General features: G+C 71.5%; 21 protein-coding genes. 12 read left to right on the forward strand and 9 right to left on the reverse strand.

The genetic code is table 11. The features are described 5' to 3' along the window. Positions 1 to 153: 153 nt before the first annotated feature. Complete coding sequence (locus AB0J02_RS26890; protein WP_363196341.1) at positions 154 to 618, reverse strand: ATP-binding protein; 465 nt, start codon at positions 616 to 618, stop codon at positions 154 to 156. Between the two features lie 343 nt (positions 619 to 961). Between AB0J02_RS26890 and dapE the strand changes: the two genes are divergently transcribed. Beyond that, positions 962 to 2041, forward strand: a complete 1080-nt coding sequence (dapE, locus tag AB0J02_RS26895; protein ID WP_363196342.1) for a succinyl-diaminopimelate desuccinylase — start codon at positions 962 to 964, stop codon at positions 2039 to 2041. Between the two features lie 87 nt (positions 2042 to 2128). Then, positions 2129 to 2878 (forward strand): TIGR00730 family Rossman fold protein, encoded by a 750-nt coding sequence (locus tag AB0J02_RS26900; protein ID WP_363196343.1) that lies wholly within the window; start codon positions 2129 to 2131, stop codon positions 2876 to 2878. 11 nt (positions 2879 to 2889) lie between these two features. On the opposite strand, the gene folP is transcribed toward AB0J02_RS26900, so the two are convergent. Next, on the reverse strand, positions 2890 to 3750 hold the full coding sequence (folP, locus tag AB0J02_RS26905) for a dihydropteroate synthase (protein ID WP_363196344.1): 861 nt from the start codon (positions 3748 to 3750) through the stop codon (positions 2890 to 2892). A 143-nt stretch (positions 3751 to 3893) separates the two neighbouring features. On the opposite strand from folP, the gene AB0J02_RS26910 reads away from it, so the two are divergent. Both AB0J02_RS26910 and AB0J02_RS26915 read left to right on the forward strand, forming a co-directional pair. Further along, the gene (locus AB0J02_RS26910; protein ID WP_363196345.1) at positions 3894 to 4283 is read left to right on the forward strand and encodes a DivIVA domain-containing protein; all 390 of its coding nucleotides are present in this window, start codon (positions 3894 to 3896) and stop codon (positions 4281 to 4283) included. Next, positions 4280 to 4876 (forward strand): DNA-3-methyladenine glycosylase I, encoded by a 597-nt coding sequence (locus tag AB0J02_RS26915; RefSeq protein WP_363196346.1) that lies wholly within the window; start codon positions 4280 to 4282, stop codon positions 4874 to 4876. The genes AB0J02_RS26910 and AB0J02_RS26915 overlap by 4 nt, the downstream gene beginning before the upstream one ends. 7 nt (positions 4877 to 4883) lie before the next feature. On the opposite strand, the gene AB0J02_RS26920 is transcribed toward AB0J02_RS26915, so the two are convergent. Beyond that, positions 4884 to 5687, reverse strand: coding sequence for an enoyl-CoA hydratase-related protein (locus AB0J02_RS26920; RefSeq protein WP_363196347.1), 804 nt, complete (start codon positions 5685 to 5687; stop codon positions 4884 to 4886). A gap of 325 nt (positions 5688 to 6012) precedes the next feature. On the opposite strand from AB0J02_RS26920, the gene AB0J02_RS26925 reads away from it, so the two are divergent. Continuing rightward, complete coding sequence (locus AB0J02_RS26925) at positions 6013 to 6180, forward strand: DUF3117 domain-containing protein (protein ID WP_003966491.1); 168 nt, start codon at positions 6013 to 6015, stop codon at positions 6178 to 6180. 1145 nt (positions 6181 to 7325) lie between these two features. Here AB0J02_RS26925 and AB0J02_RS26930 read toward each other — a convergent pair. Then, positions 7326 to 8024 (reverse strand): O-methyltransferase, encoded by a 699-nt coding sequence (locus tag AB0J02_RS26930; protein WP_363196405.1) that lies wholly within the window; start codon positions 8022 to 8024, stop codon positions 7326 to 7328. Between the two features lie 157 nt (positions 8025 to 8181). Between AB0J02_RS26930 and sigE the strand changes: the two genes are divergently transcribed. The 5 genes from sigE to AB0J02_RS26955 all read left to right on the forward strand — a co-directional run bounded on the left by sigE (position 8182) and on the right by AB0J02_RS26955 (position 13715). Beyond that, positions 8182 to 8961, forward strand: coding sequence for an RNA polymerase sigma factor SigE (gene sigE / locus AB0J02_RS26935; protein ID WP_363196406.1), 780 nt, complete (start codon positions 8182 to 8184; stop codon positions 8959 to 8961). Then, a complete protein-coding gene (locus AB0J02_RS26940; protein WP_363196348.1) occupies positions 8958 to 9944 on the forward strand; it encodes a zf-HC2 domain-containing protein in 987 nt (328 codons plus the stop codon). Before sigE ends, AB0J02_RS26940 begins: the two co-directional genes overlap by 4 nt. Positions 9945 to 10038: 94 nt before the next feature. Then, on the forward strand, positions 10039 to 12279 hold the full coding sequence (locus tag AB0J02_RS26945; protein WP_363196349.1) for a trypsin-like peptidase domain-containing protein: 2241 nt from the start codon (positions 10039 to 10041) through the stop codon (positions 12277 to 12279). A 156-nt stretch (positions 12280 to 12435) separates the two neighbouring features. Further along, on the forward strand, positions 12436 to 12924 hold the full coding sequence (locus AB0J02_RS26950) for a sec-independent translocase (RefSeq protein ID WP_363196350.1): 489 nt from the start codon (positions 12436 to 12438) through the stop codon (positions 12922 to 12924). A gap of 134 nt (positions 12925 to 13058) precedes the next feature. Beyond that, entirely contained in the window at positions 13059 to 13715 is a 657-nt protein-coding gene (locus AB0J02_RS26955) for a hypothetical protein (protein ID WP_363196351.1), read from the forward strand. A 75-nt stretch (positions 13716 to 13790) separates the two neighbouring features. On the opposite strand, the gene AB0J02_RS26960 is transcribed toward AB0J02_RS26955, so the two are convergent. The 3 genes from AB0J02_RS26960 to AB0J02_RS26970 are packed head-to-tail and all read right to left on the reverse strand — an operon-like array spanning position 13791 to position 16802. After that, entirely contained in the window at positions 13791 to 14924 is a 1134-nt protein-coding gene (locus tag AB0J02_RS26960; RefSeq protein WP_363196352.1) for an Mrp/NBP35 family ATP-binding protein, read from the reverse strand. A gap of 44 nt (positions 14925 to 14968) precedes the next feature. Continuing rightward, positions 14969 to 15538, reverse strand: coding sequence for a DUF1003 domain-containing protein (locus AB0J02_RS26965; RefSeq protein WP_363196353.1), 570 nt, complete (start codon positions 15536 to 15538; stop codon positions 14969 to 14971). Next, a complete protein-coding gene (locus tag AB0J02_RS26970) occupies positions 15528 to 16802 on the reverse strand; it encodes a CBS domain-containing protein (protein ID WP_363196354.1) in 1275 nt (424 codons plus the stop codon). Before AB0J02_RS26970 ends, AB0J02_RS26965 begins: the two co-directional genes overlap by 11 nt. Before the next feature lie 209 nt (positions 16803 to 17011). On the opposite strand from AB0J02_RS26970, the gene AB0J02_RS26975 reads away from it, so the two are divergent. Further along, a complete protein-coding gene (locus AB0J02_RS26975; protein ID WP_363196355.1) occupies positions 17012 to 17764 on the forward strand; it encodes a hypothetical protein in 753 nt (250 codons plus the stop codon). Between the two features lie 82 nt (positions 17765 to 17846). Here AB0J02_RS26975 and AB0J02_RS26980 read toward each other — a convergent pair whose 3' ends face one another. Continuing rightward, the gene (locus AB0J02_RS26980; protein WP_363196356.1) at positions 17847 to 18362 is read right to left on the reverse strand and encodes a hypothetical protein; all 516 of its coding nucleotides are present in this window, start codon (positions 18360 to 18362) and stop codon (positions 17847 to 17849) included. Between the two features lie 13 nt (positions 18363 to 18375). Then, positions 18376 to 19506: a magnesium and cobalt transport protein CorA gene (locus AB0J02_RS26985; protein WP_363196357.1), complete on the reverse strand. Its 1131-nt coding sequence runs from the start codon at positions 19504 to 19506 to the stop codon at positions 18376 to 18378. Positions 19507 to 19985: 479 nt separating this feature from the next. Here AB0J02_RS26985 and AB0J02_RS26990 point away from each other — a divergent pair, with 479 nt between their 5' ends. Then, positions 19986 to 20588 carry a suppressor of fused domain protein gene (locus AB0J02_RS26990; RefSeq protein ID WP_363196358.1) on the forward strand — a complete coding sequence of 201 codons (603 nt, stop codon included), beginning with the start codon at positions 19986 to 19988 and terminating at the stop codon, positions 20586 to 20588. The last annotated feature ends 16 nt before the right edge of the window (positions 20589 to 20604 follow it).

A 20604-nucleotide genomic window follows, 5' to 3' on the forward strand; every position in this document is an offset into this window, starting at 1 on the left:
GGGGGCGGGGGGCCTGCCGCGGGCGCCTGGCGGGGGTCGTCCGCTTCGTCCTGGGCCCCCCCGGCGCCCCCGCCCCGGGGGGGCCGGGGCCCCGCGGGGGGGGGGGGGGGGCCCCCCCCCCCCCCCCCACCCCCGTCGGCGTCACCAGGGTGATCAGCCGAGCGGCAGGCCCTTGACCGGCAGCTGGTCGGTGGGCAGACCGTTACCGGCGGCCGGGAGGCCGCCCTTGGTCAGGGAGTCGGTGGGCAGCCCGCCGTCCGTCGCCGTACCGGCGGTCTCGCCGACCACGTCACCGGCGCTGCCGGCCAGGTCGCCCGCGGCCCTCTGCGCCGCCGGGGTGGCGGTCTTGGCACTCTTGCCGACCGTCTTGCCGGCGGCGGGAACGGCCTTCTTCACGGCCTTGCTGCCGGTCTCACCCGCGAGACCGCTGACGTTCTGGGTCGCGCCGTCGACGGTGTTGCCCAGGTTCGCGCCGTCCAGCGCGGTCACGCCACCGAGGTCCGGCGTGGCCGGGAGTCCGGCAGCGCTCGCGGAACCGGCCGCACCGACCACGGGAGCCGCTCCCGCCGCTACGAGCAGCGCGACGCGGGCGATCCGGCGGGTCAGGGGGAGGGACATGGTGCTCCTTTGACGGGAGAGAACGTTGGTCGTCCGGCTGCCGTGCGGCGATCGGACGCCGTGACAACAGCCCCAGGGCCCATGAAGGTTGCGGGTCGGCAACGCAAAGGGTTGGTAATGCGTCGCATAATCGGCTGCGGATAAAAGCAGGCAAAACGCATGGGTGTCGCGACGCCGAAGAACCCTTCCGCCTCCCTGACGGCAAGGAAATCGCGCACTGGGCCGCCCGCGGCCCGAACGTCTCCGCCGACGGCCCGGCAAACATGATCGACGTGCCCTGATCGAGTGACCGTCCGTACGGCTGCCCGATGCCGGTTCCGGCCCTGGAGATAGGGTCGGCGGCATGGACCGCACCTCTCTCGACCTCACGCAGGACGCCGCTCTCCTCACCGCCCGACTGGTGGATTTCCCGTCGCCCAGCGGCAGCGAGAAAGAGCTCGCCGACGCCGTCGAGGCGGCCCTGCGCCCCCTTCCGCACCTCACGGTCGACCGGTACGGCAACAACGTGGTGGCCCGCACGAACCTCGGCCGCGCCGAGCGGGTCATCCTCGCGGGCCACATCGACACGGTCCCGATCGCCGGCAACGTGCCCTCGCGCCTCGACGCGGACGGCACCCTGTGGGGCTGCGGGACGAGCGACATGAAGTCGGGCGTCGCGGTCCAACTGCGCATCGCCCAGACGGTCACCGAGCCCAACCGCGACCTCACGTTCGTCTTCTACGACAACGAAGAGGTCGCCGCGCACCTCAACGGCCTCGGGCACGTCGCCGACGCCCACCCGGACTGGCTCGCGGGCGACTTCGCGATCCTCCTGGAGGGCACCGAGGGCCTCGTCGAGGGCGGCTGCCAGGGCACGCTGCGCGTCATCCTGAAGGTGAAGGGCGAAAGGGCCCACTCCGCGCGCGCGTGGATGGGAAAGAACGCCATTCACGCGGCATCCCCGATCCTGGAGAGGCTGGCCGCCTACGAGCCGCGCAAGCCGGTCGTCGACGGCCTGGAGTTCCACGAGGGCCTCAACGCCGTACGCGTCGAAGGCTTCGTCGCCACGAACGTCATCCCCGACGCGTGCGCCGTCACGGTCAACTTCCGTTACGCGCCGGACCGGTCGATGGAGGATGCCGAGCAGTTCGTCCGCGACTTCTTCGCCGGCTGCCCCATCGACGAGTTCGTCGTGGACGACCACACGGGCGGCGCCCGGCCCGGCCTCACCCACCCCGCCGCCGCGGCCTTCCTGGCAGCCGTGGGCGGCGAGGCGCGCCCCAAGTTCGGCTGGACGGACGTGTCCCGCTTCAGCGCCCTCGGCGTCCCCGCGGTGAACTACGGGCCCGGCAACCCGATCTTCGCCCACAAGATCGACGAGCGGGTCGACACAGCGCTCATCCTGGAGGCGGAGGAGCGCCTGGCCGCCTGGCTCACCAGCTGACACTCCGAGGTCCCTCGCATGTAACCCGCGTAGACCTACCCTTGCTCTACGTAAGCGCGCGATACCTGCGCATGGAGGGAGCGGACCATGAGCAACCCGGAGGGCAAGCGGCATCCCAAGGAGCAGCGGACAGGACCGGTGATCCGTCGCCGCGACCAGGTGCAGCCCGGGACGAGTGACCAGCGTCTGCTCGACACAGAAGGACCCTCGGGCTGGGTGCACACCGACCCCTGGCGGGTCCTGCGCATCCAGTCGGAGTTCATCGAGGGCTTCGGCACACTGGCCGAACTGCCGCCCGCGATCAGCGTGTTCGGCTCCGCGCGCACCCCGGTGGACTCACCGGAGTACGCGGCGGGCGTCGAGATCGGCAAGGCCCTCGTGGAGGCCGGTTTCGCGGTCATCACGGGCGGCGGCCCCGGCGCCATGCAGGCCGCGAACCAGGGCGCCGTGGAGGCGAAGGGCATCTCGGTCGGCCTCGGCATCGAGCTGCCCTTCGAGCAGGGCCTCAACCCGTACGTCGACCTCGGCCTGAACTTCCGCTACTTCTTCGTACGGAAGACCATGTTCGTGAAGTACGCCCAGGGCTTCGTCGTCCTGCCCGGCGGCCTCGGCACCCTGGACGAGCTCTTCGAAGCGCTCACCCTCGTCCAGACCACCAAGGTGACCCGCTTCCCGATCGTCCTCTTCGGTACGCAGTACTGGAGCGGCCTGGTCGACTGGCTGAGGAACACGGTGATCGCCCAGGGCAAGGCGAGCGAGGTCGACCTGCTCCTGTTCCACGTCACGGACGACGTGGAAGAGGCGATCAGCCTGGTCACCAAGGAGACCGGCAAGTAAGGCACTTGGGGCTACGCGAGTCCCCGGCGGGCGACCGCCGGGGGCCGATGCCCCGCGATGGACGCCACCATGTCGAGGACCTGGCGGGTCTCGGCGACCTCGTGCACCCGGTAGACCTGCGCCCCGAGCCACGCCGACACCGCCGTCGTCGCCAGCGTCCCGATGACCCGCTCCTTGACGGGCTTGTCGAGCGTCTCGCCCACGAAGTCCTTGTTGGACAGTGAGACGAGCACCGGCCAGCCGGTCTCCACCATCTCCGGAAGCCGCCGCGTCGCCTCCAGCGAGTGCCGCGTGTTCTTCCCGAAGTCGTGCCCCGGGTCGATCAGCACGGACTCGCGCGGCACCCCGAGCGCGACGGCCCGCTCCGCGTACTCGACCGTCACATCCAGGATGTCCGCCATCACGTCGTCGTACGTGGCCCGGTGCGGCCTCGTCCGCGGCTCGGCCCCGCCCGCGTGCGTGCACACCATGCCCACCTTGTAGCGCGCCGCGATCTCCGCGAGCTTCGGATCGACGCCGCCCCACGCGTCGTTGAGCAGATCCGCGCCCACCTCGCACACGGCCTCACCGACCTCGTGCCGCCAGGTGTCCACGCTGATGATCACGTCGGGGAAGCGGCGCCGGACCTCGGCGACGAACCCGACGGTCCGCCGCGCCTCCTCCTCGGCGTCGACCTCCTCGCCGGGGCCCGCCTTCACCCCGCCGATGTCGACGATCGCGGCGCCCTCGGCCACCGCCTGTTCGACCCGGGCCAGCGCAGGCTCGTCCTGGAAGGTGGCGCCCTGGTCGTAGAAGGAGTCCGGGGTCCGGTTCACGATCGCCATGATCACCGGCTCGTGCGCGTCGAACTCGCGCCGGCCCAGCCTGAGCATCCCTGTGACTCTCCTCTGGATCCCACTTCAACGGTCGCCTGAGACCTTAACCGTCAGTGCGGCATGGCACGATCGGAGCCTGACGGTTTCGGGATGCCCGTGTACGCAGGTACCGGCCCGGTCGAGCCCAGGGGACGGCAGCGATGGTCATGTTCTTGTTTCTGGTCGCCGCGCTCGTCGTGGTGGTCGCGGCGGTGACGCTCGCGGTCCTCGGCGGGGGCGACGGCGGTGCGTTGCGCGACGAGCCGGCGCAGTTCTACGCGGACCCGCTGCCCCAGGACCGCCCGCTGGCCCGCGCCGACGTGGACGAGCTGCGGCTGCCCACGGCGGTGCGCGGCTACCGCATGGCCGAGGTCGACGACGCGCTGAACCGGGTCGGGGCCGAGCTGGCCGAGCGCGACGCCCGGATCGCCGAGCTGGAGTCCGCCCTCGCCGCCGCCCACGCGCAGACCCGGCACCCGGTGAACCGCGGCCCCGACACGGGGTACGCGCCGCCTGGCGGGTACCAGGGCGAGACGGGGGACTTCCGGTGAGCGAGGAGCCGACGGGCGGCGCCGTGCCCGGCCCCGACGGCAGACTGCGCTGTCCCTGGGGCCTGTCGACCGAGGACTATGTCGCGTACCACGACGAGGAGTGGGGCCGCCCGGTCCGCGGCGACGACGCGCTGTTCGAGCGCCTGTCGCTGGAGGCCTTCCAGTCGGGCCTGTCCTGGATCACGATCCTGCGCCGCCGCGAGACCTTCCGTGTCGCGTTCGCCGACTTCAAGATCGCGGAGGTGGCGGCCTTCACGGACACCGACCGCGAGCGACTCCTCGCCGACCCCGGCATCATCCGCAACAGAGCCAAGGTCGACGCCACGCTCGCCAACGCGCGCGTGCTCGCGGACTGGTCGCCCGGCGAACTCGACGAGCTGATCTGGTCCCACGCCCCCGACGCGGCCGGCCGGCCGGCGCCGAGGACGGTGGCCGACGTACCGGCGATCACCGAGGAGTCGACCGCCCTCTCCAAGGCCCTCAAGAAGCGCGGCCTGCGCTTCGTCGGCCCCACGACGGCGTACGCGCTGATGCAGGCGTGCGGGCTGGTCGACGACCACCTGGCGGCGTGCACAACCCGCACCAAGGCCTGAGCGCGGCTCAGCGCCCCAGGTAGTTCGGCTTCTCCTTGGCGATGAAGGCGTGCACGGCGATGGTGTGGTCCTCGGAGGCGCCGGCCCGCTCCTGCAGCTCGTCCTCCTTCTCGAGGGCCTCGTCCAGGGAGTGGTCCGCGGCGAAGGCGACCGACTCCTTGAGCGCGGCGTAGGCGACGGTCGGCCCCGAGGCGAGCATCAGGGCCAACTTGCGTGCTGTGTCGGCGAGTTCGTCGCTGGGCACGATCTTGTGCACGGCCCCGATCTCGAACGCCTCCTGCGCCGAGATGGTGCGCGGGAACAGCAGCAGGTCGATGGCCCGACCCGGTCCGACGAGCCGCGGCAGTGTCCACGACACACCGGAGTCCGCGGTGAGTGCGACACCGGCGAAGGAGGTGTTGAACGACGCCGTGTCCGCCACGATCCGGTAATCCGCGCAGAGCGCGAAGCCCAGGCCCGCGCCGGCCGCCACGCCGTTCACCGCGGCCACCACGGGCTTCGCCATGCCGGTCAGCGCCCGCACGATCGGGTTGTAGTGCTCCCGCACGGTGCTCATGGTCTGCCCCGAGCCGGCCTCCCGGTCCGCCACCAGGGAGCCCACGTGCTCCTTGAGGTCCTGCCCGACGCAGAACGCGCGGTCCCCGGCCGCCGTCAGCAGCACGGCCCGCACCGTCTGGTCGTCGGCAGCCGCCTGCACCGCGTCGCGGAGGGCGACCTTGGCCTCGGTGTTCATCGCGTTCATCGCCTCGGGGCGGTTCAGCGTGATCGTCGCGAGCCCGTCGCTCACCTCGTAGAGCACGGTGTCGGCCATGACACTCCTCCTACTATGCGGTTGCTTAGTCGTCCGTGCTCAGCATGACGGAGATCACGGCACTTGGCGCACCCCCGGCATGTGACCTGCGTCAAACAATTTCCTTGTGGAAGGGGCGCGTGAGCGGCGCAGTATCGCAGTCACATCGCCGAATTGAGTGGTTTTGCTCAAGCGCGTTGCGTAAGCGATGCGGACTGATGTTGGTCATCGGGTCCCGCGATGCGGGATAATGGCCAGGAAGCAATGTGTGTTCGATGCCGGTGAGGTGTGCCCGTCCAGAGGGCCGTCGGCTGACGATGAGCTGGTTTCAGGAAGGGGAACGAGCATGGCGGCCATGAAGCCGCGGACGGGTGACGGCCCGCTCGAGGTGACAAAGGAGGGGCGGGGCATCGTCATGCGCGTTCCGCTCGAAGGCGGCGGTCGGCTCGTAGTAGAGCTGACGCCCGACGAGGCCGATGCCCTCGGTGACGCGCTGAAGAAGGTCGTCGGCTGACGCGGAAGCGACCATACCTTTTCGACTGCCCCGGCACACATCACGGTGCCGGGGCAGTCGCATGCCCCGGCGCGGAGGTGCGGGCAGCGGCCTGTCGGCGGGGTTTTGGCGGAGGCCTGGCGGGTCTGGGGCGGGGTCTCGGCGGTGCCCTGGCGGGTCTGGGGCGGGGCCTCAGCAGGCCTGTGGCGATTACGGGGCGGGGGGTTCCGGCGGGCCGGCGGGCGGGGGCCCAGGGGGCGCGCTGTGGGCTCGGCGGGTCTGCGGCGGGCCTCGGCGGAGTCTCAGTGGGTCGGCGGCGGGATCTTGGCGGGGCTGTGGCGGTGGTCGGCGGGTCCGCAACGGGCCCAGCGGCGGGGCTCGGCAGGTCTCGGCGATCCCGCAGGCGGATCGCGGCGGAGTCGGTCCGCAACGGGCCGGCGGCGTGTCTCGGCGGAACCGCGGCAGGGTCACAGGGGTCCCGAAGCCGGGGTTCGGCGGAGTCGGTCTACAACGGGCCTGCGGCGGGTCCGCGGCGGGGTCTCGGGGGCCCGTAGCCGGGGTTCGGCGGAGTCGGTCCACAACGGGCCTGCGGCGGGGCTCGGCGGAACCGCGGCGGGGTCTCAGGGGCCCGTAGCCGGGGTTCGGCGGAGTCGGTCTACAACGGGCCCGTAGCCGGGGCTCGGCGGAACCGCGGCAGGGTCTCAGGGGCCCGTAGCCGGATCGCGGCGGAGTCGCAGCGTGACTTCACCGGCATCTCCGCGGGGCCGCGGCGGGGCTTTGGCGAGGCGCCCCGCGGGTCTGCGGTAGGACTGGGGCAGGGGTCCGACGGGCCTGCTGTGGGCTCGGCGGAGTCTCGGTGGGTCGGCGGATCTGCGGCGGGATCCTGGCAGGGACTTTGGTGGGGCCCCGCGGAGTTTTGGCGGGGTCCCGGGCGGGTCCACAACGGATTTGCGGCGGGGCTCGGTCGGTGTGCGGCGAGGGTCGGCGGAACCGCGGCGGGGTATCAGCGGCCCGTAGCCGGGTCGCGGCGGGGCCGCAGAGTGACTCCGCCGAGATTCCGGTGGGGCCTCGACGGAGCCGCAGAGTGACTCCATCGGGATCTCCGCGGGGCCTCGGCCGGGCCGCGGGGTGACCTCACCGGGATCCCGGCGGGACCTCGCCGGGGCTCAGCGCTTGACGGCGCAGAGTAGGCCGTCCCCGACCGGCAGTAGCGTCGGCAGGAGCTCGGGGCTCTCCCGTACCGCCCGCAACAGCTCGCGCAACCGCACCACTTCCACCGGCTGCGGACCCGCGTCCACGGTCCGGCCGTCGGCGAAGACGCCCTCGAAACAGACCAGCCCACCGGGCCGGAGCAGGCGCAACGATTCAGCGAGATAGTCCAGGCTCTCCATGCGATCGCCGTCGCAGAAGACCAGGTCGTACCCGCTGTCCGCGAGACGGGGCAGCACGTCGAGAGCGCGCCCGGGGATGAACCGGGCCCGATTGCTGGCGAAGCCGGCCGCCCGGAACGCCTGCCGGGCGAACTGCTGCTGCTCCGGCTCGGGATCCACCGTGGTCAGGACGCCGTCGGCCCGCATCCCGTGCAGCAGATGGATTCCGGACACGCCGGTGCCCGTCCCGATCTCTGCGACGGCCTTCGCCCCCACCGTGGCAGCGAGCAACCGCAGCGCGGCGCCCGCGCCGGGGGACACCGAGCGAAGCCCCGCTTCCCGAGCCCTGTCACGGGCCCAGCGCACAGCGTCGTCCTCGGCGACAAAGGCGTCGGCGAACGCCCAGCTCGTCTGCCGGTTGCCGGTAATGGCCTTCTCCTGTCCCCGTGGTTGCCTGCGCGTGACTTTATCCGTTGACGCCGGGAACTCGCAGATGGGACCGGGCGTTTAGAGAGGCAGGGGGAAAGAGCAGGCTGAAGCGGGGGACAGCGGGATGGCGACAGCGACGAAGTCGGTGGTCGGCCGGGCGGCCGGGAGCCGACCGGCAAATCTGAGTAAAAACGCTTATCCGGAGCTAACGGGCGAGGTGGCTATGGTAGGGGCTCCACTGGACACCACCAGAGCCGATAGGGGAGGTGCGGCTGCGCCTGTGGATCGGGGAGGAGTGCTGCGGCGCTTTCTCAGGTCGGCGGGTGAGCCGAAATCCGTGACCAACACCGCTGACCGATTCCGCACCGTTGACTCCGCGCAGCAGACCGCGACCTTTGCCGCTGACGCGGAATCGCAGGCGTGGACTCCGCCCACCTGGGAGGAGATCGTCAGCACGCACAGCACCCGTGTCTACCGACTCGCCTACCGCCTGACGGGTAATCAGCACGATGCCGAGGACCTCACGCAGGAGGTCTTCGTCCGCGTCTTCCGCTCGCTGTCGACGTACACGCCCGGCACGTTCGAGGGCTGGCTGCACCGCATCACCACGAACCTCTTCCTGGACATGGTCCGCCGCAAGCAGCGCATCCGCTTCGACGCGCTCGGGGACGACGCGGCCGAGCGCCTGCCCAGCCGCGAGCCGTCGCCACAGCAGGTGTTCAACGACGCGCACTTCGACGCCGACGTCCAGCAGGCGCTGGACACGCTGGCGCCCGAGTTCCGTGCCGCAGTCGTGCTGTGCGACATCGAAGGCCTCTCGTACGAGGAGATCGCCGCCACCCTGGGCGTGAAGCTGGGCACGGTCCGCAGCCGTATCCACCGCGGCCGCTCGCAGCTGCGCAAGGCGCTGCAGCACCGTTCGCCCGAGGCCCGCGCCGAGCGCCGTACGCTCGCGACCACGGGGGGGATCCCCCTCCTAGGAGGAGGGGGCGCGACCGCGTGAGTGGAGCACGTCTCAATCCTGCCGAGCGCCAACAGACCGCGGCCGACCAGCATTTGGGGGACCGGCTGGCCGCCCTGGTCGACGGCGAGCTGGACCACGATGCCCGCGAGCGCGTTCTCGCGCACCTGGCGACCTGTCCCAAATGCAAGGCCGAGGCCGACGCGCAGCGCCGCCTCAAGAGTGTCTTCGCCGAGGCGGCCCCACCGCCGCCCTCCGAAAGTTTCCTTGCCCGCCTCCAGGGGCTGCCCGCCGAAGGTGACAGCGACGGGGGTTCACCGCCGTTCGGAGGAGGAGGCTTCGGCAGTGGCCGGGCCTTCGGTAGCGGGCCCGGTTTCGGGAGAGGCGTCTTCGCCGTGGACCCCGAGCCCTTCGGCTACGCGCCGTCCGGCGCGCACGCCGCTGTGCTCCCCAGCGACCAGCGCGGTTTCCGGATCCACGAAGTGGGCCGCCCCGACCGGCACGACAGCGACCGGGCCTCCCGTGGGCGCCGGTTCGCGTTCGCCGCCGCCGGAGCGGTGTCGCTCGCCGCGATCGCGCTCGGCGGGGTCACGGCCGGCGCCCCGGTCGTCAGTTCCGACGCGCGCGGAGGCGGCTCCGGCAGCAATGCTCTGCCGCTGCGCAGCCAGGTCTCCGGCGCCACGTCGACGCCCGAGTCCCAGCGGCGCAGGTCGCTCTCCCCGCTGCTCGGCCAGAGCGGCGGTGCCCTGACCGCACCGATCTCCTCGGTCCGGGCGAGCGCGCCGCTGCTGCCCGGTGGCGGCTATGCGGACAGCGCGAGCTATCCGTTCTCGACTCCGTTGCTGTCCGGGGCGGCGCGTATGTCGCCGCTGATACGTCCGGCGGCGACTTCGCCCACGGTCGCGGTGGCTCTTGAGCCGCACGGGGCGTCCGAGGCGACCGCGTTCGATGGGACACCGGCCGGGTCGGCCACGGCTTCGGCATCCTTGCCGACCTTGTCCTCCCGGTCGTCCTCGGTCCGCTGACGCCCCCTGCGCCCGACCCGTCGAACCTGGTTGAATCCTGGTGAGGAGTCCGCGGTGTGGTGCCGCGGGCCGGGTTCGGGGAGAGCGGCGGGACATGGACGAGGGCAAGCCCGCAAAGGCCAAGTGGTGGAGCCGCCCCCGACCGACCCCGGGGGAAGACGGCGACTGGCACCTGCCCGCCCCCGCGTCTGCCTCCGGCGGCGCAGCGGCGGACAGCGCGGCCCCGGTCCCCGCCCCCGGCCCGGCCGAGGACGCGTACGACCTGCCCCTCCCCGTTGACCCCGATCAGGATCGCGCGGGGAGCCCTGGCGCGCCCCCCGCGCAGCCCGCGAGCGTGGCCGACGCCGGGCGGGACGCGTACGACCTGCCCCTCCCCGTTGACCCCGATCAGGATCGCGCGGGGAGCCCTGGCGCGCCCCCCGCGCAGCCCGCGGGTGTGGCCGACGCCGGGCGGGACGCGTACGACCTGCCCCTCCCCGTTGACCCCGATCAGGATCGCGCGGGGAGCCCTGGCGCGCCCCCCGCGCAGCCCGCGGGTGTGGCCGACGCCGGGCGGGACGCGTATGACCTGGCCCTCCCCGCCGACCCCGCGCAAGACCTCGCCGGAAAGCCCGGCGCGGCCCCCGCGCAGCCCGCAGACGTCGTGGATGCCGTGCCGGATGCGTATCGTCCGGCTCCGGCGGGTGACGCTCCGCGGCCGTTGCACGATCCCGACCCGTACAGCACGCCGCCGTACGGCGAGCCGGGGCCGTGGGCGCTCGCGCCGCCCGTGCAGCACCCGGCGGCCACTCCGGCCCACGGCACGCCGACTCCTTCGCCCGCGCAGCACCCGGCCCACGGCACGCCGACTCCTCCGCCCGTGCAGCACCCGGCCCACGGCACGCCGAGTCCTCCGTCCGCGCAGCACCCGGCGGCCACTCCGGCCCATGGCACGCCGACTCCTTCGCCCGCGCAGCAGCCCGCGGGTACGGCACACGGCCGGCCAGTTCCTTCGGCCGCGCAGCAGGAGACCTACCCCGGCGCGCCCGGCGCGGCCCAGCAGTCGGGCCCGCCTCCGGCCCCGCTCGCGTCCCTCCCGGAAAGCGGCGTGGCCCAGGCGTATCCCGCGCCGGTGCCGCACCACGGCGCCATCCATCCCGAGGCCCCCGGAGGGCCCTGGCAGCGGTACGACCCGTGGGCCGGGCCCGTGGGGCTGTCCGGGAGTGGTGGGGGCGGCGAGGGGCGGCCGCGGCGCGGGCGGCGGGCGGTGGCGCTCGGGGCCGTGCTGGTCGCGATCGTGTCCGGGGTCGTGGGTGGCGCCATCGGGTCCTACCTGGAGCGCAACGGCGGCACGGACGTCGAACTCCCGCAGGCGGGCGCCGAGTCCACGCACCGGGCCGCCGGCAGCGTCGCGGGCATCGCCGCCAGCTCGCTGCCCGGAGTCGTCACGATCCACACCAAGGGCTCGTCGGAGCAGGGCACGGGCACCGGGTTCGTGCTCGACGACCGCGGTCACATCCTCACCAACAACCACGTCGTGGACCCGGCGGGTTCCGACGGCCAGATATCGGTCACGTTCGCGGGCGGCCAGAGCGCGGAGGCCGACGTCGTGGGCCATGACAGTGGCTACGACCTCGCTGTCATCAAGGTCACCGGCGTCCGCGGCCTCAAGCCGCTGCCGCTCGGAAATTCGGAGAGCGTGCAGGTCGGCGACCCCGTCGTGGCCATCGGCGCCCCCTTCGACCTGGCCAACACGGTCACCTCCGGCATCATCAGCGCCAAGGACCGCCCCATCACGGCGGGTGGCGAGAAGGGCGACGGCACCGACGTCAGCTACGTGGACGCGCTGCAGACCGACGCCCCGATAAACCCGGGCAACTCCGGCGGCCCGCTCGTCGACTCGAAGGCCCGGGTCATCGGCATCAACAGCGCCATCCGCTCCGCCGACAGCAGTTCGGACCTCGACGGCGGCCAGTCCGGTTCGATCGGCCTCGGCTTCGCGATCCCGATCAACCAGGCCAAGCGCGTCGCGGAGGAGCTCATCAACACCGGGAAGGCCACGCACCCGGTGATCGGCGTCACGCTCGACATGGACTACTCGGGCGACGGCGCCCGCGTCGGCACGAAGGGCAACGACGGCGGCTCGGCGGTCAGCCCCGGAGGCCCGGGCGACAGGGCGGGCATCGAGCCCGGCGACGTGATCACCGAGGTCGACGGCGTCCGCGTGCACACCGGCGAGGAGCTGATCGTCAAGATCCGGGCCCACCGCCCCAAGGACAAACTGGCCCTTACGGTCGAACGGGGCGGAAAGGAGCGGCAGGCGACTCTCGTCCTCGGCTCCGCCGACGGGAACTGACCCGCCGAAGTGCCGCTTGCGTGATCCTGGACGTAGCCCAGTGGCTACCGGACGGACAGCATCGCCGGGTACCGTGGACCCGGTCCGATGCCGGACCCTGCCGAAGACCTGCTACTGAAGACCGACCGCGGGCCGAGGACACGCTAGGAGTGCAAGGTGTTCAACGACATTGGCCCACTGGAGGTCGTCACGCTCGTCGTGCTGGCCGTACTCGTCTTCGGCCCCGACAAGCTCCCGAAGCTCATCCAGGACGTCTCGCGCACGATACGCAAGATCCGGGAGTTCTCGGACAGTGCGAAGGAAGACATCCGCAGTGAACTGGGCCCGGAGTTCAAGGACTTCGAGTTCGAGGACCTGAACCCCAAGACGTTCATCCGCAAGCAGCTGGACAGTGACGAGCTGGGGCTCAAGGAGATCCGTAACGGCTTCGACCTGAAGAAGGAGATGGCCGACCTCACCGACGCGGTGCACACCGTCGGTGAGCTGGACGACGGCGGCTCCGCCGCCTCGTCGTCGACCACCACCTCCTCCGGCAGCGGCGGCAACTCCGGCAAGAGCATCGACATGCGCAAGCGCCCCGACATGGAGAAGCGGCCGGAGAAGCCCGCCGACGACCGCCCGCCGTTCGACGCCGACGCGACCTGAACCACACGGGCTGGAACCGGGTTGCCTTGACCCGGTGTGGCATCCTGCCTTGTTGTTGCGCGGACCGGCGTTGAGAACGCCCGAGGGGGGCGGGCCGCTCCGGTTCGTACGAGAGCGAGGAGGCGGCCGGGTACATGGAGACGACGAGTCGGGTAGGCGCGCAGGCGCCGGCCACCGGGGGAGCCGGTGAGGCTCCCACGGCCCGGCGCACGGTCGACGGCTACCTGCTGGCGCCCTTCCCGTGGTACGGCCTCGACGAGGCCTTCACGGGACCGCGTTGGCTGATGCAGGTCGGCACCACGGCGGACGGGACCGTCGAGCACGGTTCGATCGGGCACGGTGACGAGCCCTCGGTACGCAGCGAAGGCACGGCGGACACCGAGCGGTTCGCGGTCGTGGTGACCGTGGCCACGAATCCGGTACGGCGCAGTTCCGACGGCACGGGCGTGCTCGACGCCACGTCCGTCTCCTCGGCGGCCTGGCTCGCCGGGGTCGGACTGCTTTCGTACACCTGGCCGAGCCAGATGGACCACACCCTGCGCGACGACTGGCTGGACCAGCAGACCGAGACGGCCTGGGTGCTCGCAGACGATCTGGGCTCCGCGGACTGGGCCACGCTGTCGCTGCCGGTGGACGGAGTGCCGACCCAGTTCCACTACCGCGAGTCCGAGTACGGGTGGGTGCTGGCCGGTTCCACGCAGGGCGGCGTGCACCTGGGCGCGTACGGAAGAGGCATGAGCGCCTACGGACTGGGCTTCTCCGAGGTCAAGGACGTCGAGGAGCTCGCCTGACACACCCCACACACCCCGCACGTGAGAGCGGGCCGCACCCATGAACCGGTGCGGCCCGCTCTCACGTGTACGGACTCAGAACTTGTTGCGCGGCGTGATCCCCAGGGACATGCCCGACAGACCGCGCTGCCGCTCGCTCAGCTTGCCCGCGATGGCGCGCAGCGCCGAACCGGCGGGGGAGTCGGGGTCGGTCAGCACCACCGGCTTGCCCTCGTCGCCGCCCTCGCGCAGGCGCACGTCGATCGGGATGGAGCCGAGGACCGGCACCTTCGTACCCGTCGTCTTCGTCAGCCCCTCGGCGACCCGCTGACCGCCGCCCGACCCGAAGACGTCGACCATCTCGCCGCAGTGCGGGCAGGGCAGGCCCGACATGTTCTCGACGACGCCGACGATCTTCTGGTGCGTCTGCACCGCGATGGACCCGGCTCGCTCGGCGACCTCGGCGGCTGCCTGCTGAGGCGTCGTCACGACGAGAATCTCGGCGTTCGGCACCAGTTGCGCCACGGAGATGGCGATGTCACCGGTGCCCGGCGGCAGGTCGAGCAGCAGCACGTCCAGGTCGCCCCAGAAGACGTCCGCGAGGAACTGCTGCAGGGCGCGGTGGAGCATCGGGCCGCGCCACACCACCGGCGCGTTGCCCGGCGTGAACATCCCGATGGAGATGACCTTCACGCCGTTCGCCGACGGCGGCATGATCATGTTCTCGACCTGGGTGGGCTTGCCGTCGGCGCCGAGCATGCGCGGGACGCTGTGCCCGTAGATGTCCGCGTCGACGACACCGACCTTCAGGCCGTCGGCGGCCAGCGCCGCCGCCAGGTTCACGGTCACGGAGGACTTGCCGACGCCGCCCTTGCCGGAGGCCACCGCGTACACGCGGGTCAGGGAGCCGGGCTTGGCGAACGGGACCTCACGCTCGGCGGTCCCGCCGCGCAGCGCGCCGGCCAGCTCCTTGCGCTGCTCGTCGCTCATCACGTCGAGCGTGACGTCGACGCGCGTGACGCCCTCGACGGCGGCGACCGCCTTCGTCACGTTCTCCGTGATGGTCTCGCGCATCGGGCAGCCCGAGACAGTCAGGTACACGGCGACCGCGACGGCTCCGTCCGCACCGATGTCCACCGATTTGACCATCCCCAGTTCGGTGATGGGACGCTGGATCTCGGGGTCGTTCACTGTCGCGAGTGCTTCGCGCACCGCGTCTTCCGTAGCCATACGACCGATAGTACGGCGCGGTAACCGGGGCACGGAAAGCCCCGTCAGCGGTCGTCTACATCACGTCCGCGCTCGCTGTCCGCCGGGAATACCTCGGCCCGCCGCTGCTCCTCCAGCTCTTTGAGGACGTCCTGCAGTTCGGAGCGGATCCAGTCGCGGGTGGCGACCTCGCCCAGGCCGATCCGCAGGGCCGCCACCTCGCGGCTCAGATACTCGGTGTCGGCGATCGACCGCTCGTTCTGCTTGCGGTCCTGTTCGAGGTTGACGCGGTCGCGGTCGTCCTGCCGGTTCTGCGCGAGCAGGATCAGCGGAGCGGCGTACGACGCCTGCAGGGACAGCATCAGGGTCAGGAAGATGAACGGGTAGGTGTCGAAGCGCAGCGCGTCGGGCGCCGCCACGTTCCAGGCGACCCACGCGATGATGAGCACCGTCATCCAGACGATGAACCGGCCGGTGCCCAGGAACCGCGCGATGCGCTCGGAGAGCCGCCCGAAGGCCTCGGGGTCGTAGTCCGGCAGGATCTTGCGCCGCGGCGGCAGCGGCTGGTCGAGCCGGATGCGCGAGCGGCGTGGGGTGTCGGCGACGGCCCGCGGGTCGCGCTCCTCACTCCCCATGGTTCACGTCCCCCGCGAGATGGAACTCCTGCTCGCGCCAGTCGTCGGGCAGCATGTGGTCCAGTACGTCGTCCACGGTCACGGCGCCGAGCAGCGAACCGCCCTCGTCGACGACGGGCGCGGCCACCATGTCGTACGTCGCGAAGAACCCGGCGATCTCCGGGAGTTGGGCGCTCGGCGAGAGGGCCTGCAGATCGTCGTCGAGGATCGAGCTGACCATCGTGTACGGGGGGTCGCGCAGCAGCCGCTGGAAGTGGATGGTGCCCAGGTACTTGCCGGTCGGTGTCTCGTCCGGCGGGCGGCACACATAGACCTGCGCGGCGAGTGCGGGCGACAGGTCGGGGTTGCGGACGCGGGCGAGCGCGTCGGCGACGGTCGAGTCCGGGCGCAGCACGATCGGCTCGGTGGTCATCAGGCCGCCCGCGGTCTTGTCCTCGTACGCCATCAGGCGCCGCACGTCGGCCGCGTCGCCGGGCCGCATGAGCGCGAGCAGGCGCTCCTTGTCGGCCTCGGGGAGTTCGCCGAGCAGGTCGGCGGCGTCGTCCGGGTCCATCTCCTCCAGGACGTCGGCGGCGCGCTCCTCCTGCAGCTTGCCGAGGATCTCGATCTGGTCGTCCTCGGGAAGCTCTTCGAGGACGTCGGCGAGGCGCTCGTTGGTGAGGGCGGCGGCGACCTCGGCGCGCCGCTTGGGGGAGAGGTGGTGCAGCACGTTCGCGAGGTCGGCCGGGCGCAGCTGCTCGAAGGTGGCGAGCAGGTTCTCGGCGCCCTGCCCGTGCTCCTCCAGCGAGAACCCGTCGACGGCGGCCCAGTCGACGGTCAGCGCCTCCCCCTTGCGCCGGAACGTGCCGCCCTTCCCCTTCCGTACGAAGATCCGGTCGATCTCCCAGTCCCGGCGGGCCGGCAGCTGCTGGATGGAGACGTCCAGCACGGTGACGTCCTCGCCCGACTCCACGAGCCGCACGCGCCGGTCGAGCATCTCGCCGAGGACCAGGCGCTCGGTGGGCCGCCGCTCGAAACGCCGGACGTTGAGCACGCCCGTCGTGATGACCTGGCCCGACTCGATGCCCGTCACCCGGGTCATCTGCAGGAAGATGCGGCGGCGCGTGGACAGCTCGACGACGAGCCCGAGGAGCCGCGGCGGCCGCCGGTCCGTGCGCAGCATGGCGACGAGGTCGCGCACGCGCCCGACCTGGTCCCCGTTCGGATCGAAGACGGCGATACCGGCGAGGTGGGAGACGAAGATCCGCGGGGCCACTGCTGCCATCACTCCTCGCGCCTCCCTTTCGTGCCGACCGATCCAGAAATGCAGGACATACGAGATATACGAGCGATCCGTGGATCAGGCTATCCGCTGCCCGTCGAACACGCCTTTGCGTCCGTCGCCCCTCGGACCCGTACGAGTAACCGCAGATGACACAGGTACGCTGCCGTACTGCCGCCGAGCCCGATGCCGTACGAGAGGTAGTCCCGCCCGTGACCGCACTTTCCCTGGACCGCCGTACCCGCAGGACGCTTCTGGTCGGCGCGCTGTGCACGGGACTCGCGGCCGGGCTCGCGGGATGCGGCGGGGACGATCCGGACGCGGGCACCAACGGGGTCGGCAAGCTGGACCCCGCCAAGATCCAGAACCGTACGGTCAAGGCGGCGCGGGGCGCGGACACCGTGCACGTCGCCGGGACGGTGGCGAGCGGCGGGCACACGTACAAGCTCGACATGCGGCTGACGGGCGACGGCGGCTCGGGGTCGGTGACGACGGGCGGCAGTACGTTCCGGCTGCTGCGGGTCGGGGAGCACCTGTATCTGAAGGCGGACGCCGACTTCTGGACGCACTCGGACGACGCCAAGAGCGGGGGCGGGGACGGCGCGGCCGCGCAGAAGCTCGACGACAAGTACGTGAAGGTGCCGACGGGCGACCCGGCGTACAAGCGGCTCAGCACGTTCACGGACAAGGACGTGCTGCTCGACGGGCTGCTCACGCTGCACGGCACCCTGAACAAGGGCGACCACGGCTCGTCCGGCGGCACCCGCACGATCCAGCTCACCGGCGACGAGGGAGCCGGTGGCACGCTCGACGTCTCTCTGGAGGGCGCGGCCTACCCCATGCGCCTGGAACGGGCCGGGGGCGCGGGTACCCTCCAACTGACCGACTGGGACCACGACTTCACCCTCACGGAACCGAAGTCGACGGACACGGTGGACTACGGCCGAGCCCTCCCGGCGTCGTAGACGCGCACTTCGAGCCCGGCTTCGCGTATCTCAAGCCCGTCCGGCGATCGAGGACTGGGGTCCAGGGCGAAGCCCCGAGTCCTCAGCCCCGTTTCCGCCGAGCCAGCAGCCGCGGCAGCCCGGCGGGCACCGCATTCCGCGTGGTCGCCGACGACGGCAAGGGCGGGGCGGCCAGCGACCCGCCCGAAGCCGGCAGCACCGCCGCGCCGAGTACGGGCTCGAGCCGCAGCACCCGGCACTCCCGCCCCCACCGCAGCGGCATCGTCTCCGCGTCGGGCGCGTTCAGCCGCTTCCCCTTCAGCTCGGCGACGGCCGCCTCCCAGGCCTCCGTGCCGGAGCCGAGCTCCACGACCTTCGCCTGCCAGCCGACGAGCCGACCGCCCTTGTCCTTGCTGCGTACGGTGACCGTGGCCGCGCCGCCGTCGACGAGATCGGGCAGCGGCTGCTCGCCGGGGCCGTCGCCGACCACGAGCGCCGCGCCCTCGTGCCACACGTGCCACAGGGCGCGCTCGGTGCCCGCGGCGCCGCGGACCCAGATGAGCCCGGACTTCTTGGTGGCCTCCTCGACGAGGGCGGCATCGAGCAGTTCAGTCGTCATGCGGCAAGCGTAGCTACAGCCAGCCGTTGCGCTTCAGGGTCCGGTGGATCGCGAAACAGGCGGCGACGGTGACGCTGAGGACGAGCGGGTAGCCGAACCGCCAGTGCAGCTCGGGCATGTGCTCGAAGTTCATGCCGTACACACCGCACACCATGGTCGGTACGGCGACGATCGCGGCCCACGAGGTGATCTTGCGCATGTCCTCGTTCTGGGCGACGGAGGCCTGCGCGAGGTTGGCCTGGAGGATCGAGTTGAGCAGTTCGTCGAAGCCGATGACCTGTTCCTGCACTCGCTCCAGGTGGTCGGCGACGTCCCGGAAGTACTTCTGGATGTCCGGGTCGATCAGCCGCATCGGCCGCTCGCTCAGCAGGGCGAGCGGGCGGCGCAGCGGGGCGACGGCGCGCTTGAACTCCAGTACCTCGCGCTTGAGTTGATAGATGCGGCCCGCGTCGGAGCCGCGCGGCGCGCCCTTGCCGGTCTGCGAGAAGACGTCGGTCTCGACCTCGTCGATGTCGTCCTGCATCGCGTCGGCGACCGCGAGATAGCCGTCGACGACGTGGTCGGAGATGGCGTGCAGCACGGCGCTCGGCCCCTTGGCGAGCAGCTCGGGGTCGTCCTGCAGCCGGTGGCGCAGCGCTCGCAGCGAGCCCTGGCCGCCGTGCCGCACGGTGATGAAGAAGTCCCGCCCGGTGAAGCACATGACCTCGCCGGACTCCACGACCTCGCTGGTGGCGGTGAGTTCGGCGTGCTCGACGTAGTGGATGGTCTTGAAGACGGTGAAGAGCGTGTCGTCGTACCGCTCCAGCTTGGGCCGCTGGTGCGCGTGCACCGCGTCCTCGACGGCGAGCGGGTGCAGCCCGAACTCGGCGGCGATACCGGCGAATTCGGCTTCGGTGGGCTCGTGCAGACCGATCCAGGCGAAGCCCCCGTCGCGGCGCACCTGGAGGCGGGCCTCGCGGGGGGTGAGGCAGGCGGGGGACTCGGCGCGGGCCCCGTCGCGGTAGACGGCGCAGTCGACGACCGCGGAGACGGCCGAGGGGTCGCGGGTGGAGTCGTAGGAGTTGCGCACTTCATTGCCGTACGGGGCCACGCTCTTGCGCAGCGAGGGGCGGACGGCGGCACGCAGGTCGCGAATCATCGACATGGGCAGGCTCCTTCGCGGGCGGGAGCCGCGCCGCGGCGGGTGGAACTACCCGGAATGAGGACGTCCGTGCCAATCGGACCTGCTGCACGTCCACAAAGCGGGGAGCACCGCACCGACGCTGGGCGGCTTCGCGTACTGATTCAGATCAGGAAGATCGGAAAGATCAGGCGGTAACGAAGCGCTCTTCCGGCATACGCGGGCAACCCGGGAAGCAGATGGTTTCTGCTGACTGCGGAGTGGCGTGCGGGCCTAGAGGCCGGAAGAACGGGTGATACTGCACGGTCGACTTCGATCCATGACAGCCCCACCTCCTCCGGCCGGTCCCCCGTGAGGGACGTCTGTGGTCGGTTCTTCGAGGACTCCGAGAGTTCTCGGCGGGTGCGCACTGCGCACCATCCCGACCAGCGGCCAAGACTATCAGCCGACTGAAGAAGCGAGCCCCTTCTTTACCCGTTGCTGGCGAGTTCTATGCTCGCTGGATGGCAGAAGTTCTAGCTCTGGTGGAAGCCCGCCTGACCACGGCCCTGGGCGCACCGGACGCGCGCGCGGCGGTCACGTTCCTCGGTACGGACCGGATCGAGGTGCTGCGCTTCACCGACGGCGGCAGCGACGGTGACGGGGGTCTTGTGCGGTACGTGACCCTCGGCATGTCCGCGTCCCCGATGTCCGATCCCACCGCGGCGCTCGCCGACCCGGTCAAGGGCCCGCGCGCCGAGCTGGTCCTGACGGTCCGCGCCGGCCTCGCCGACACCGACAAGGCGCTGCGTCCACTGGCCGTACTGGCCGCGTCGCCGCAGGTCGAGGGCGTCGTCGTGGCACCGGGCGCCTCGCTGGACGTCGGTGAGGCGCTGTGGCCCGGAGCCCCGTTCACCTCGGTGCTCGTGGCGGAGCCGGGCGGCCTGGTCGAGGACCTGGACCTGGACGAGCCGCTGGACCCCGTACGGTTCCTGCCGCTGCTGCCGATGACGCAGAACGAGGCGGCGTGGAAGCGGGTGCACGGCGCGGCCGCGCTGCAGGAGAAGTGGCTGAACGGCGGAACGGACTTGCGCGATCCTCTGCGCAAGTCCGTTCCCCTCGACTGAGTCGCCGCTTCTCGTC

Source organism: Streptomyces sp. NPDC050264, from assembly GCF_040655895.1.
Classification (GTDB): domain Bacteria; phylum Actinomycetota; class Actinomycetes; order Streptomycetales; family Streptomycetaceae; genus Streptomyces.

Coding starts and splice junctions, on each gene's coding strand:
- sigE (WP_363196406.1), top strand. CDS start 8,182: ATGGTAGGGGCTCCACTGGACACCACCAGAGCCGATAGGGGAGGTGCG.
- AB0J02_RS26945 (WP_363196349.1), top strand. CDS start 10,039: ATGGACGAGGGCAAGCCCGCAAAGGCCAAGTGGTGGAGCCGCCCCCGA.
- AB0J02_RS26920 (WP_363196347.1), bottom strand. CDS start 5,687: ATGGCCGACACCGTGCTCTACGAGGTGAGCGACGGGCTCGCGACGATC.
- AB0J02_RS26910 (WP_363196345.1), top strand. CDS start 3,894: ATGGTCATGTTCTTGTTTCTGGTCGCCGCGCTCGTCGTGGTGGTCGCG.
- AB0J02_RS26980 (WP_363196356.1), bottom strand. CDS start 18,362: ATGACGACTGAACTGCTCGATGCCGCCCTCGTCGAGGAGGCCACCAAG.
- AB0J02_RS26960 (WP_363196352.1), bottom strand. CDS start 14,924: ATGGCTACGGAAGACGCGGTGCGCGAAGCACTCGCGACAGTGAACGAC.
- AB0J02_RS26965 (WP_363196353.1), bottom strand. CDS start 15,538: ATGGGGAGTGAGGAGCGCGACCCGCGGGCCGTCGCCGACACCCCACGC.
- folP (WP_363196344.1), bottom strand. CDS start 3,750: ATGCTCAGGCTGGGCCGGCGCGAGTTCGACGCGCACGAGCCGGTGATC.
- AB0J02_RS26985 (WP_363196357.1), bottom strand. CDS start 19,506: ATGTCGATGATTCGCGACCTGCGTGCCGCCGTCCGCCCCTCGCTGCGC.
- AB0J02_RS26900 (WP_363196343.1), top strand. CDS start 2,129: ATGAGCAACCCGGAGGGCAAGCGGCATCCCAAGGAGCAGCGGACAGGA.
- AB0J02_RS26990 (WP_363196358.1), top strand. CDS start 19,986: ATGGCAGAAGTTCTAGCTCTGGTGGAAGCCCGCCTGACCACGGCCCTG.
- AB0J02_RS26890 (WP_363196341.1), bottom strand. CDS start 618: ATGTCCCTCCCCCTGACCCGCCGGATCGCCCGCGTCGCGCTGCTCGTA.
- AB0J02_RS26925 (WP_003966491.1), top strand. CDS start 6,013: ATGGCGGCCATGAAGCCGCGGACGGGTGACGGCCCGCTCGAGGTGACA.
- AB0J02_RS26955 (WP_363196351.1), top strand. CDS start 13,059: ATGGAGACGACGAGTCGGGTAGGCGCGCAGGCGCCGGCCACCGGGGGA.
- dapE (WP_363196342.1), top strand. CDS start 962: ATGGACCGCACCTCTCTCGACCTCACGCAGGACGCCGCTCTCCTCACC.
- AB0J02_RS26970 (WP_363196354.1), bottom strand. CDS start 16,802: ATGGCAGCAGTGGCCCCGCGGATCTTCGTCTCCCACCTCGCCGGTATC.